Below are 14,070 nucleotides of genomic sequence, written 5' to 3' on the forward strand. Positions count from 1 at the left end.
CTTTGCCAGTATAAATTTTTTTATTGTCTACGTCAACTTCTGATTTGTCAATTTCAGGTATATCATTCTCCGCTAATAATTTTTCAATATCTGTTGACATAGCTGACGGTTCAATTGTTGGTTCATATCTTCCGACCACATTGCCATCTCTACCAATAAGGAATTTTGTAAAATTCCATTTCACTGAATCCCCTTCTAGGAATTCTGGAAATCTTTTGTCGAGCATATCATTAAGTTTTTTTTCATTAGGCTTATTCAGATCAAAACCTCTGAAAGTTGCTTCCTCTGTCAAATATTTAAAAAGCGGAAGGGCATTTTCCCCTCTTACATCACCCTTCTCGAACAATTGAAAACTCACTCCATAATTAATTGTGCAGAAATTCTTTATTTCATTGCTTTCACCTGGTTCCTGCCCGGCAAATTGATTGCTTGGATAGCCTAGTATTTCAAAGTCCTTATCCTTGTACTGTTCATAAATCTTCTCCAAACCCTCATACTGTGGTGTAAATCCACACTTACTTGCTGTATTAACTATAACCAATACCTTTCCCCTATATTGTTCCAAAGATATTTCTTCACCATCGATTGTAATTGCTTTAAAATCATAAATTGACATTTGCTATCCCTCCATATTATATAAATTTATCCATATTAAAATGTTATCATTAACATTATAGTATTCCTATTTCAACAAATAATTCTCAACTTTTATTGGTTATAACGACAATTTTTTTAATAAACACCAATAAATATTTCTTAATAATTATTATTGTTTGTATTGTATAAAGATATTATATCATAGAAATAAAATAAAGTACACTTAAAATTCATTTTAAAAGGACTCAATAAAGAATGTAACAGATAGAACTTAATTTTACCCGCTCAAAAAAATATAAATAGATTTGCAAAAGCAACCCTACTTATATTTCCGAATTTTTTATCTAAATGAAGTTTTTAATGCTTCTTTTAATATCCTCGTATTCTTTCTATAAGGAGTTACTGGACAAATAGTTTTATCTTTTACATCAAATAACGTGTATATCGCAATTCTTGCTGCGCGTACAGAATATTCTTCTGTAAATACCATATCTTCTGGAATTTCAACGAACTGGCTAATCATAGCGAAATTTGTTGAGCATTCTGGCACAACACTTGGACGATCAGTCATCTTCCGAGGCTGGAACTGAGCATCTACATACGGCATCATACATGGAATAACATTAATTATAGTGTCCATAATTTCCTCTTGCTTGTCTTCCATATGCATGTGGTGTAGAAGTTCTATTATCATTTCCTCACCTGTACAATCACGCATTGATTTCTTTACAAAATCACCAACTTTATCAGTATATATGCTATAGCCCCAGAACATAGTTGTATCAATGGGCTGATTTTTAAAGTGTGGTTGAGCTGCAACAACTATGCTCATTAACCAATTTGAATCCTTAAACGTCATTAATGCACCACTACCTGGAATATTAGTGGAGAATTCCTCGATAAGGTTTAAGAATTTATTACCCTTACAAGTCACGGTAAAGCTTTCCCAATTAGTTTCATTTGCATGTCCAAAGAAGGGTTCTGGATTTCCAAGACCTCTTTTCTTTTTAGCTATTTTCGCCCAAAGTTCACCAGATATTGGTTTGCTTGGATTATATTCTGCAGGTGTGTACATATCACCAAGAGTTGCACAATCAGTCATGCATCCATTTGTCATAATGCAAACGTCTCTAGGGTTTAACTGAATAACCCTTTCACCTTCTTTTTCTTCTATATGCATAGCCGTTACTGTAATTTCATCTCCTGATTTGAAATCTAAATCAGTTACAGTTGCATTTATACTAAAATCAACTCCAAAGTTATCTAAGTAAGCTTTTAATGGAAGAATAACAGACTCATATTGATTGTACTGAGTACGTGTAACCCCCTCTAAAGTTTCAATACGAGAGAATTCAAAAATCATACGTTCCATGTAACGCTTAAACTCAAAAAGACTGGACCATTTTTGGAAAGCAAAGGTTGTTTGCCACATATACCAAAAATTAGTTTCAAAGAAATGTGGCGTATGACTAAACCATTCCTCAATAGTCTTATTATCTAATTTTTCTCCTGAAGTAATCATAAGTTTTCCAAGAGCCATACGATCCGCATTATTAAAGCCCATACTAGTCACATCTAGAATTACTCCATCTTTATCAATTAACCGTGCCTGTGCATGTGTTGGGTGTAAATGATCAAAATTAAGAATTTCTTCTTTAACGCTTTTACCCGGCATATCTAGGGATGGTATACCTGAAAACAATTCCCAAAAATTCTCATAGGTTTCTTCATTTAACATTCTACCGCCACGGCATACATAACCATTTATGGCATCTCCTGCACCATCGTTACTGCCTCCTAAGATTTTCATTCCTTCAATAATATGAATATTTTCTCCTTTAAAGTTACAATCTCGTACAAGATAAGCAGCACCAGCTAAGGAAGCTAACCCTCCACCAATAAAATAAACTTGTCTATCTTCATTGTTTCTATTTTCTGATAAATCTATCGTTGTTTTAGAATTATTTTTAAACTTCTTTGCACTAATAGTTGCTACAGCAGCCGCACCAGCTATTGCACCTAACGTAAGTAATACGTTCATACCATTTTTGCTTGATTTTTTACTCATAAAATTTCCCTCCATTTTGTCCCGTTAATAATAAATATCTTATCTATTATTATAAACCTAGTAACGTTAATTGTATTTACACACTTTTGAGTGTTTGTCTAAAAAACACGTGAAATTTAATTTTCTATTATAGAACTATCTACAAAAAATCCATATTTATGGTGTATAATTACTATTAAAACTAGTTTTTGTAGGTGATTATTATGTCTGAATCAATAATAACAGAAAAGGCCCTTGCTTTATCCTTAAAACAATTAATGAAAACAGTTCCCTTGTCAAAGATTTCAATTCAAAACATTGCAGACAATTGTAGACTTAATAGACAAACATTTTATTATCATTTTAAAGATAAATTCGATCTTGTGAATTGGATTTATTACACTGAAGTTACAGAATGTATCGCTAACTGCAATCATTATGAAAATTGGACTGATGGTATGTATAGAACCTTGTGCTACCTAATGAATAATAATTCCTTTTATATTAATGCTCTTAACACACCTGGTCAAAACGCTTTTGATGGATATTTCTTTGACTTTAGTTGCGAACTTATTATGGGGATTGTAAATGATGTATCCTTAGGCATGAATGTTCCTGATATGGACAAAAAGTTTATTGCTGATTTTTATACCCATGCTTTTGTAGGTATAATCGTTCAGTGGATTAAAACCGGCATGAAAGACTCACCTCAAATCATGGTAGAAAAGATGCGAAATGTGGTTGAAGGCAGCATGCTTGGTGCTTTATCTAGACATTAATGAGGACGGTTGTCCAATCTTCTTTTTATAGAAAAATGGACAACCGTCCCATTAATTATCACCTGCGGTGCTGTTTATCACCTTCGATGCTATTCATCTTCTTCCAAGCTGAAATGTTGTTAAATTATTTCACTATCATAGATTTAAGTGCATTTATTTCTTTACTTAAGTTATCATCCTTCATCATTTCAAGGGCAGAATTAATTAGTACACGAACATCATGCTGTCCTTTATAAATAGGTGTAACCCTTTTATTTAGATTTAGGAATTTATAAACTGCAGTTTGTGCACCTCTTACAGAATAATCCATAGTAAATACTACATCATCTTCTATTTCACAAAACTGTCCAAGTAATGCTAAATTAGTTGAACCTTCTGGAATAACTTGTGGTCTATCGCCCTTTTCTCTAGTTAAAAATTGTGCTGTTGTAAAAGGTAGTATACAAGGTATACAAATAGACGTTTTAAGAATCTTCTCCATATCCTCTTTAAAGTTTAGGTGATATAATACCTCAGTTAATATTTCCTCACCAGTACAATCCACCATCCTCTTCTTTATGAAATCACCTTTTGCATATGGGAACAAAGAATAACCCCAGAAAGTTTGTATGTTATCAGGTTGATTAAGAAAATGTGGTTGATTGTGTACAACTATTGTCATGAGCCATGCAGAATCTCTAAATGTCATATGAGCACCAGTTCCTGGTTGATTTCCTGAGAATTCTATTATTCTTTTATACATTGTTGGGTCTTTAAGAGTAACTGTGAAAGACTGCCACATTGATTCTTCAACACGTTCATCAAAGACTTGAGGTTTACCAAACTCAGGACGTCCCTTAGCAATTTTCTCCCAAAGATCCCATGCTCCACCTACACTTTTGTCGTTAATCTTTGCTGGTGTAGTCATTGATCCAAGGCTAGTACCCGCTGTTAAAGAGCCGATAGTAGCAAATGCAAGGTCTCCCTCTCCAACTTCTATTCTAGTTTCTTTCCCATTTTTTTCACATTTGAATGCTGTAACCGTAGTTTCAGTATCTGATGGTTTAAATTCAAAATCAGTTACCCTGCAATCTAATTCAAAATTAACACCTTGCGCCTCTAACCATTTTGTCATAGGTAATAACATTGAATCATATTGATTATATGGTGTACGACGTATTCCAGATAAATCACTTAGACGTGGTAATTCTTGAATAAATCTATGAAGATATCTCTTTAATTCTTTAGCACTGTGCCAAGTTTCAAATGCAAAGAGTGTAGTCCATTGAAGCCAGAAGTTTGATTTAAAAAATGGTTCTGGGAAACATTCTCTAATAGTTTTTGTTCCCAAAGAATCTTCAGAATTAATCATTATATCCATTAATGCCATTCTATCAGCGCGAACAAGTCCCAAAGCTGATACATCAGTTATTTTAGCATCATTATCTATTAATCTAGCTTTTGCATGGGTATGAATTTTTTTATTAAAAGCATTAAATTCATCAAGTATTGAAACTTTAGGATCAGTTAATGAAGGAATACTTTCCATTACTCCAAAAGTACAAGCATAAGCTTCCCTATCAAACATTCTTCCACCACGAATTACATAACCATTCTCAGCATCACCACTTCCATCCATGCTCCCACCTGTGATGTTTAATTCTTCATATATATGAATGTTTTTTCCTGGAACATGTCCATCTCTAATTAAAAATACCGCAGCAGAAAGTGATGCAAGTCCAGCCCCCACCATATAAGCATTTGTTTTTTCTACATCAATTGTTTGATCAAAATTAAATCTCATTCTAAACCCTCCATTTGAAAAATTATGCATAAGCCATAAGCCTAGGTCAATTTTGTATTTACCAAGTTAACCAAGAGCATACACTTGCAATCACTTGCATGCACTTGGTTAACTTGCTATAGGTACAATATAAATTCAAACGAAAGGATTGTATATAATCAAATTTGTAAAACTGTCTAAAAAACATACATATGTCTTATAGTGTATAGTAAATAGAAATTAAAAATTAGTTTATTCTATAACTTTAATATTTAATAGTGGCATTGCAATTACTTCTTTATATTTTTTAGGAGCCCCACGTGCATATTTTAAATCCACATTATCACCAACCTTGAGCTTTAAAACTTCCTTTGCAACAGCCCTACCTGTGCTTGTATAATAAACTGTTTCTTTACTATCTTTACCGACAACTATAAAAACAATGTTTTCAATAGTTTCAATATTTTTTACAACGCCACTAAAAGTCTCCACCCCAGTAGTTTCAGGAAGTATAGTTTTAGGATTTTTAGTCTTAGAATTTACACTACCATACATAAAAATAATTCCTACTAAAACTAAACTTACAATAATCAAAGCATATTTAGATTTAGATGACAAATCATTCACCTCTTATTTCATATTTATTATTTTTCAAAATTCAGATTTTATTTCAACTAAATAGTTTATAAAATGCTAGCTAAAATCCAACTCTATGGAAGTTTCAAAATAATGATATTTCACTTTCAATCTTGATTCGTCGAAGGGGTTGTTAATAAGAGCTATCTACCATATGGTACCCCTTCATTCTTTAGCAATATATCTAATTTATCAATCAATAAATCTATTTCTAATAATATTGTTATATCATTTACTGCTGAATACTTTAAAATATTATTAACGTTCATTCCCATATCTGTAGGAACTCTTAAATTATTATCTTTTATGATCTTAAGAATTTTTTTCTCACCTGGATGCGGCATTTCATTTATTGCAAATATAATATCAAAATAACTTGCAAACAAGGCTGCTACTCTATGATTTACACTAATAAAATCATTTCTTTTTAAAGCCTTCTCTATTTGATAATAATATGAAGGCATTTGAAGCTTTAATAGTGGATAGTTCTTTTTTATTATGTTTTTCTTTAATTCATAAGGGTAGACTATCTCATATTTCTGTTTCAGCTTATTTAAATCACCATTTTTATCATACAGTATAATCGAATTTATGAAGTTAGCCCAAAAGCAAGTTGTATATCCTGCATCTGCTTCACATTTTACTAAGTTTCTATTTAATAAACCATCAATCCAATCTAAGTCTCTATATATAATTTCTACTGGGATATTACCTTCTTTTAGAATTCCATCATCTTCGGTTTCCCAAAAGGTATTATTTAGTTCCATGTAACTACAATATTTATCAGTAATTACCTTTCTCTTTAATATTGGTATTTCCTTAGATGTATAAATGTATATATCATAATCTGAATCTTTATCATTAGTTTTTGTTGCGTGTGATCCAGCTAATAAGATGCCCTCCACTTCTTCTATTTTTGAGAAAGCATTAACCAGTGACCTTACATTTGCATTAAGATTCATAAAAAACTCACTCCTTTTCATTATTAAATTTGCGAATATATGTTTTAAATTTATTAACCGCTATTAATTAATTCTTTCACTTCCTTTTCTTTCTCAAAAAGAAGGCAACCACCCGCATGTTCTCCAATCAGCATTCCTGTTTCTTTAAGTTTTGTAAATAGTGGCGACTTCAGAGCCTCTCTTAAAGTACATTCCTTTAAGTTTGTATCAGAATAAGGTGAGAAAGGACAGGGTTCTGCTGAACCATCTACATTAATGTGGAAGAAGCCTCTTCCAGCTGCAAGACACCCCCCTGAGTATTTCTCATCACCAGGAAATGATAGAAAAATAGCATCTTCATAGTGCTTTCTAAGTTTTTGCTGCTCACATTCCAATTTTTTGCGCTCATTCTCAGTAGGTGCAAGCTTCCATGTTTCTTTTGTCACGGGAACATATTCTACAAAAACTAATGCCCTACAGCCTTTATTGTATAGCTTGTCAAAAAAAGCTTTACTAGACACAGTCATGAAATTTTCAGTTGTCACCGTAGCAGAAGCACCAAACAAAATACCTTTTTCCTTAAGTTTGTCCATTACATTCATTAAAACCTCATAAGTTCCTTCTCCTCGCCTACCATCTGTCTGCTCCATATCTCCTTCAATGCTAAGTATAGGTACAAGATTTCTATTTTCATGGAATAGCTTTATATACTCTTCCTGGAGCAATACACCATTGGTGAATATAGGAAACATAATCTCTTTCACCTTTGCTGCTTTTTCTATAACATCTTTTCTCATTAAAGGTTCTCCACCTGCAAGCAGTATAAAAGAAATTCCAATCTCCCTAGCTTCCATAAAAATACTTTCCCATCTTTCGGTAGACAACTGTTGTTTTTGTACTCCTTCTCCACAGGAGTTAAATTCCCTTGCATAGCAACCTTTACAAAACAGGTTACATCTACTGGTTATGCTCGAAATCAAAAATGCAGGAACATTTTCTCCTTTTCTTTCAAATCTCCCTCTCTTCTTTTTTGCTTCCCTACTTGATAATACATATTTTAATACAAATGCTGTTTCTTTTGTATTTTTAAAGGATGCCTTTAATATCCCCCTTACAACATTTTCAATGCCATTATTCATATATTCAGATAAATTGAAAATTCTATTCATTCCTTCATCTCCTACAGCTATAATTACTTTATATTTGTCTATCAAACTGTTTTACAAGCTTTATGTAATCATCATTTTCAAGTATTACGACAGAAAATTCCTATTTAATTATACCATAATTACCTTAAATTGGTGTGCAGAGTTCAATCATTGTTCCTCTTGAAAATGGTGAAGTGATAGCACCCGTTATATCAGAAATTTTGCTGTAGCAGAATTCCTGAATATTCTTTATTTTGTATTTGTCTATTTACTGGTAGATGTCCTACACTTATAGGGTATGCACCATTACCATCAACTATAACATTTCTTTCAATACCAACATTGTCTGGTAAATCTAATAATGTACCATTATTCATCACGTTTAGCCGGTTTCTCATAATTATTCACTGTATATAAAACTGGCTTCCCTTTAATTTTCTCTATTCTTCCTTCTCTAATTAAAGCATTTAAATCACTGCAGGCATTAGTTCTTTGTATGTTTAATTTTTCAGCTATTTCAATAGCTGAAAATCCACTAGCCTTATCGTCACTTTCATAAATGACTTTGCATGACGTATTAAATAATTCAAATTTTTCAAAACATAATTCTCTATTTACTGATTTTAAATCTTTAGCTACATTCATAATTAAACTTTCCTTTTAAAATGACGTTAAAATATGAAATATAGTGAATTCCTTGAATAAATTATATATAATAAGATTATAGGAAGGTGAATTTATGAAAAAGGGTTTCACAATAATTTTTACTAAAATGTTTTTGGCAATTGTTCTTTTTACTCTCTCTACATTTGGACAACAAGTATATGCTTCGGGAACTAAAACATATAATTTATCTAGGTATGCTATTAATGTAATAGTAAATAAGGACGGTTCAGCTAACTTTGAAGAGCGGCTTACTTATAATTTCGACGGTAAGTTTAATGGAGTTACTAGAGATGTTGATTTTTCTTTTACAAAAGGCTTAAAAGACAAAAAAGTTTATGTACTGGAAAATGATAATTTAAAAGAACTTCAGCTAAATCCCGGTAATTCTCTTGATGCCACAGGCAAACCAGGCACCTATAACTTTATAGAGGAAGGAACCTTGGCAAGGCTTAAGCTTTTTGAGGTTTCAAAAAATCAAGAAAAAACCTTTGTTATAAAATACAAGTTAATTGATGCTGTTACAAAATATAAGGACACTGCAGAGTTTAACAGAAAGATAATTGACTCTAGGTGGAAAACTAGATTGGATAACATAAAAATTAAAATAACACTTCCACCTGGAGCTACAAAAGAGGAGTTGAAAATATTTACTCATGGGCCCCTTATAGGCGAATCTTCCATATTAGATAACCGTACTGTAGAATTTACTGTGCCTACAGTGTCACCGGGTACTTTTATAGAAACCCTGGTTTTATTCCCTATAAATCTTGTTCCTGGATCGAGTAATGTAGTAGATGAAACTGCACTACCTAGAATAATGGCAAATGAAGCTACCCTTGCGGATGAAGCAAATAAAACAAGAGAGGAATCAAGGAAGGAGGTGCAGCAGCAGGTTGAAATGCAAATGCAGCGTAAATCTGTAGGCAACCCTCTAGCAATAGTTCTCATACTGTTATGGTTTCCAATAATTTATTATATATATATAAAATATGATAAAGAAATTAAACCAAACTTTTATGGCAAGTATTACAGGGAGCTTCCGGGTGATTATACCCCCGCAGAAATGAGTGTTTTAATGTCCTTTGGCAAAGTAAATACTAGAGATGTAATGGCTACCCTTATGGATCTTGCAAGAAAAAAGCAACTTATAATCTCTCAAAATAAGATTACTAAAAAGGGTTTCTTTAATAGTAAGGAGATAGATAAATATGTAATTACCTTAAATGAAAAAGCACCATCAATAACTTTAAAGACGCACGAAGAGTTTTTGATAAGCTGGTTTATAGGTAAAATAGGAAACGGAAATTATGTTGCCCTTGATGAAATAAAGGATTATGTTAAAGAAAAGAGTGAAGCACTAAAATTTAAGGCTGATTATGATAAATGGAATATACTCGCATTTGAGGAAGCTGCTAAAAATGATTTTTTTGATCAAACCTGTAAAAAGGGAATCTTACTTGGAACATTAACAGGATTTTCTTATTTATTAATTGGAATAGCTGTTACATTACTACTGTTTACTCCAATTGCTGTAGTTGCCATAATTCAAGGGGTTATAATGGTGATTTTCTCAACATTAATAAAAAGAAGAACAGCATATGGAAATGAGCAGCATGCAATGTGGCAGTCCTTCAAAAACTTTTTAAAAGACTTCAGCAGATTAGATAAAGCTGAAATTCCGTCTATTATATTATGGGAACACTATCTTGTATACGCCATTTCTCTTGGCGTCGCAAAGGAAGTTATAAAACAGCTTCCTATTGTTTTCAGCGATGAGGATCTAAATAATAATAATAATAATAATCTCACCTATATGTATGGGGCAAGCTATGGTTACTTCAGTGGCTTTGGTGCAATGTTTGATGATACTATCCATACCGTGGAGGGTGCAATTTCCACAGCACAAAGCGTTGCAAGTTCTGAGAATTCATCATCTTCTGGTGGTGGTGGTGGCTTTAGTGGCGGTAGTTCCGGTGGCGGTGGCGGTTGTGGCGGCGGTGGCGCATTTTAATGCGTCATAATTAAAAAAGAATAAAGGAGCGATTTTTATGTTAATTCCAGTAATTATAATATCTGCACTAGTACTGATACTGATTTTTCTTTATAATAACCTCATAATCAAACGTAATAAGGTGAGGAATTCATGGAGCCAAATAGACGTACAACTAAAAAGAAGATTTGATCTTATCCCTAACCTAGTTGAAATTGTAAAAGGCTATGCTAATCATGAACGTAGTACCTTTGAAGAAGTAACCTCAGCCAGAACTAACTATCTTTCCTCAAATACACCTGGCGATATGATGAAGGCTAATGGTGAGTTAACACAGGTTCTTGGAAAATTGTTTGCTGTAGCAGAAGCATATCCAGAACTTAAGGCAAATACAAATTTTCTTGAGCTTCAGGGAGAATTGTCAAAAGCAGAGGATAAAATTAGCTATGCAAGGCAATTTTACAACGATGTTGCTATGGATTACAATAACTCTGTACAAATGTTTCCATCAAGCCTGATTGCAAGCATGTTTAGTTTCAAAGAAGAACCTTTCTTCAATGTGGATGAGAAAGAAAAAGCTACTCCGCAGATTAAGTTTTAGCAAGACAAATTGTATTCCCAATTTGTTAATGTAAAAGAGCATCCAAACGGATGCTCTTAATTTATTACTTCTTAATTTAATTCAAATTCAATAAGTAATGGTTCCTCATTCGAGGTTATCTGTATAGCTTCTACTCCCATGGCTTCTGCAATAGAAGCTATACTTTTTTAGCAAATTTAACTTTGCCTTTGCAACTTCTACCATATAGTACATTTAATCCATTATTAACAAGCCCTAACATAGAATTATTTACAACAAAGTATATAATAGAAATATTATATTCTTTTGCTGTTAGTATTTCCATTCCATTCACGTAAAATCCACCATCACCTACCATTACAGCATATGTTCTATCAGGATTAGCTAAGTACGAACCTACAACTCCCCCTACACCGGTTCCCATACAATTAGGTTTATCACTGATTACGTTATTATTAATGAAAGCAAGAAGGATAAGGAATATATTCACAAAACATGAATGAAATTAAATAACTTTTTTTTAAAAAATACTTGAAATGTAATTTCAGTTATGCTAATATAATCTCATAAGATGAAACCGTACACAAAAGAAAAATGATCAGAAATAAAGGAGGAAATATGGATATATTAAACTTAAAAAAACTAACAACAGAAAGTAGAAATGAAAATACCATGGACATAGATAAAATTTCAACCTTAGAAATGGTGAAAATAATAAATAATGAAGATAAAAAGGTAGCAGAAGCCGTGGAAAAGGAACTTCCTAAAATAGTAGAAGCCATAGATTGTATAACTTTAAGAATGTATAAAGGTGGGAGATTAATATATATAGGTGCAGGAACTTCCGGAAGACTTGGAATTTTAGATGCATCAGAATGTCCACCTACATATGGAATTTCTGAAGAACTAGTACAAGGGATTATAGCAGGTGGTAAACAAGCTATGTTTAGTGCAAAGGAAGGCGCTGAGGATTCTAAGGAACTCGCAGTAAAAGATTTGAAAAATAAAAATATAACAGCGAATGATACAATAGTAGGACTTGCAGCATCAGGTAGAACTCCATATGTTATAGGAGGACTAGAGTATGCAAATGAAATAGGAGCATTAACCATTTCAGTTACTTGTAATGCTAATTCACAAGTTTCAAAAACATCGAAAATATCAATAGAACCAGTAGTTGGAGCAGAAGTTGTGACAGGATCAACAAGATTAAAATCAGGAACAGCTCAGAAACTAGTACTAAATATGTTATCAACAGGGGTTATGATAAAGCTAGGTAAAGTATATGGCAACCTTATGGTAGATGTAAAATCAACAAATGAAAAACTAGTTGAGAGAGCTAAGTTAATAATTTGTGAAGCAACGGGAGTAGCTATTGAAGAAGCATCAGAAATATTAAATAAAACAGATTTTGATGTTAAGCTTTCAATATTCATGATATTATCAAAGCTTAATAAAGAGGAAGCAAAAATCATATTAGATGAAAATAAAGGATATATAGCAAAAGCACTAAATAATATCTAAAATAGGGAGGAAAGATTATGGTAAATAAAGATATTGCTAAAAACTTAGTGGAGCTAGTTGGAGGGAAAAGTAATATAAAATCTGTTACAAACTGTATGACGCGATGCAGATTAGAACTTAACGATTTTTCAAAAGCTAAAATAGATAAAATAAAAAAATCTGAAGGAGCCCTTGGAGTGGTTGAGTCAGAGGGACAGTTACAAGTTATTTATGGCCCAGGAAAGGTAAATAAGGTAACTGAAGAAGTAACAAAAATACTTGGGGGAAATCCAGTTATAGGTGAAGATGCAGTAGCAGAAACTAAAAATAAATTAAAAGAAAAGAATAACACTAAGTTTAAAAACATACTTAAAAAACTAGGGAATATATTTATTCCCTTAATACCACTATTCGTAGCTTCTGGGCTTGTACTTGCAGTTAATAATATAGCAGGAGTATATTTGGGTGATGTATATAAAACCACAACAGCAGCTCAAATAATAGGGCTTATAGGTAATGGCGTATTCTCTATATTATCAATTTTAGTTGGTGTAAATGCAGCTAAAGAATTCGGTTCACAAATGCCAATGATGGGTGGAGTATTAGGTGGTATTCTATCATCAGCAGCACTTGCAAAGATAACTCTTTTTGGAACAGCATTAACTCCAGGACGTGGGGGTATTATTTCAGTAATATTAGTAGTAAGTTTAGCTTGTTACATTGAAAAGGTTTGCAGGAAGTTTGTACCAGATGTGTTGGATTTATTCGTTACACCACTCGTTACACTTACACTTTCGGTTTTAGTAGCATTATTTATACTTCAACCAATTGGGGGATTTGTTTCAGATAGTATAGGAATAGTTGTAGCTCAAACTATTGCATCCGATAATATGATAATATCAGTTATATCAGGAGCAGTATCAGGAGGGTTATTCTTACCACTCGTTATGACAGGAATGCACCAAGCATTAACTCCAATACATGCAGATTTAATAGCTAATGTTGGATTTACAGTATTACTTCCTATATTAGCTACAGCTGGAATGGCGCAGGTAGGAGCTACTATAGCAGTACTTAGAAAAACAAAAAATGAAAGATTAAGGAAAGTAGCTAAAAATGGATTAATACCAGGATTTTTAGGAATAGGAGAGCCATTAATATATGGAGTAACATTACCACTTGGAAAGCCATTTGTTGGAGCTTGTTTTGGAGCAGCACTAGGTGGAGCGGTTATGGCAATATTTAAGGTAGGAGCAGTTGCATTAGGTGTATCAGGATTACCACTCGCATTATTAATTGCAAATGGAAAAATGCCAGTATTCTTATTAGGTGTATTGGTATCATATATAGGTGGATATTTCTTTACTAACATGTTAGGTTTTGAAGATCCAGTAGAATAACAATCTATGATTTGAGGAGGG

The 14,070-nt window shown here is 32.7% G+C and carries 13 protein-coding genes and 1 pseudogene; 5 read left to right on the plus strand and 9 right to left on the minus strand.

The window, feature by feature from the left end; all coding sequences use genetic code 11:
* Positions 1-73: 73 nt before the first annotated feature.
* A pseudogene (locus ACWJJT_RS05085) lies at positions 74-616 on the minus strand (glutathione peroxidase); the annotation flags it as partial.
* Positions 617-937: 321 nt separating this feature from the next.
* On the minus strand, positions 938-2,665 hold the full coding sequence (locus ACWJJT_RS05090) for an oleate hydratase (RefSeq protein WP_462956263.1): 1,728 nt from the start codon (positions 2,663-2,665) through the stop codon (positions 938-940).
* A 203-nt stretch (positions 2,666-2,868) separates the two neighbouring features.
* On the opposite strand from ACWJJT_RS05090, the gene dhaS reads away from it, so the two are divergent.
* On the plus strand, positions 2,869-3,423 hold the full coding sequence (gene dhaS, locus ACWJJT_RS05095) for a dihydroxyacetone kinase transcriptional activator DhaS (protein ID WP_462956264.1): 555 nt from the start codon (positions 2,869-2,871) through the stop codon (positions 3,421-3,423).
* Positions 3,424-3,547: 124 nt separating this feature from the next.
* Here the strand turns inward: dhaS and ACWJJT_RS05100 are convergent, their stop codons facing one another.
* From ACWJJT_RS05100 to ACWJJT_RS05125, 6 genes are all read right to left on the minus strand, one after another.
* On the minus strand, positions 3,548-5,206 hold the full coding sequence (locus ACWJJT_RS05100; protein WP_462956265.1) for an oleate hydratase: 1,659 nt from the start codon (positions 5,204-5,206) through the stop codon (positions 3,548-3,550).
* Positions 5,207-5,437: 231 nt separating this feature from the next.
* Positions 5,438-5,803 carry a hypothetical protein gene (locus ACWJJT_RS05105; protein WP_462956266.1) on the minus strand — a complete coding sequence of 122 codons (366 nt, stop codon included), beginning with the start codon at positions 5,801-5,803 and terminating at the stop codon, positions 5,438-5,440.
* A 161-nt stretch (positions 5,804-5,964) separates the two neighbouring features.
* A complete protein-coding gene (locus tag ACWJJT_RS05110; protein ID WP_462956267.1) occupies positions 5,965-6,783 on the minus strand; it encodes a DUF4037 domain-containing protein in 819 nt (272 codons plus the stop codon).
* A gap of 53 nt (positions 6,784-6,836) precedes the next feature.
* Positions 6,837-7,931, minus strand: coding sequence for a radical SAM protein (locus ACWJJT_RS05115; RefSeq protein WP_462956268.1), 1,095 nt, complete (start codon positions 7,929-7,931; stop codon positions 6,837-6,839).
* Between the two features lie 191 nt (positions 7,932-8,122).
* Positions 8,123-8,287 (minus strand): family 4 glycosyl hydrolase, encoded by a 165-nt coding sequence (locus ACWJJT_RS05120; protein WP_220287085.1) that lies wholly within the window; start codon positions 8,285-8,287, stop codon positions 8,123-8,125.
* Complete coding sequence (locus ACWJJT_RS05125; protein WP_220287084.1) at positions 8,280-8,555, minus strand: hypothetical protein; 276 nt, start codon at positions 8,553-8,555, stop codon at positions 8,280-8,282. The genes ACWJJT_RS05120 and ACWJJT_RS05125 overlap by 8 nt, the downstream gene beginning before the upstream one ends.
* A 94-nt stretch (positions 8,556-8,649) precedes the next feature.
* Between ACWJJT_RS05125 and ACWJJT_RS05130 the strand changes: the two genes are divergently transcribed.
* Together ACWJJT_RS05130 and ACWJJT_RS05135 are read left to right on the plus strand one after the other, a co-directional pair.
* Positions 8,650-10,587 carry a DUF2207 domain-containing protein gene (locus ACWJJT_RS05130; RefSeq protein WP_462956269.1) on the plus strand — a complete coding sequence of 646 codons (1,938 nt, stop codon included), beginning with the start codon at positions 8,650-8,652 and terminating at the stop codon, positions 10,585-10,587.
* Between the two features lie 37 nt (positions 10,588-10,624).
* A complete protein-coding gene (locus ACWJJT_RS05135) occupies positions 10,625-11,167 on the plus strand; it encodes a LemA family protein (RefSeq protein WP_165413804.1) in 543 nt (180 codons plus the stop codon).
* A 157-nt stretch (positions 11,168-11,324) separates the two neighbouring features.
* Here the strand turns inward: ACWJJT_RS05135 and ACWJJT_RS05140 are convergent, their stop codons facing one another.
* A complete protein-coding gene (locus tag ACWJJT_RS05140; protein ID WP_462956270.1) occupies positions 11,325-11,570 on the minus strand; it encodes a thiamine pyrophosphate-dependent enzyme in 246 nt (81 codons plus the stop codon).
* 194 nt (positions 11,571-11,764) lie between these two features.
* On the opposite strand from ACWJJT_RS05140, the gene murQ reads away from it, so the two are divergent.
* Both murQ and ACWJJT_RS05150 read left to right on the plus strand, forming a co-directional pair.
* Positions 11,765-12,670 (plus strand): N-acetylmuramic acid 6-phosphate etherase, encoded by a 906-nt coding sequence (murQ, locus tag ACWJJT_RS05145; protein ID WP_216302946.1) that lies wholly within the window; start codon positions 11,765-11,767, stop codon positions 12,668-12,670.
* Between the two features lie 17 nt (positions 12,671-12,687).
* A complete protein-coding gene (locus ACWJJT_RS05150) occupies positions 12,688-14,049 on the plus strand; it encodes a PTS transporter subunit EIIC (protein WP_462956271.1) in 1,362 nt (453 codons plus the stop codon).
* Positions 14,050-14,070 lie beyond the last annotated feature (21 nt).

The sequence above is a fragment of the Clostridium sp. CM041 genome (assembly GCF_055081035.1).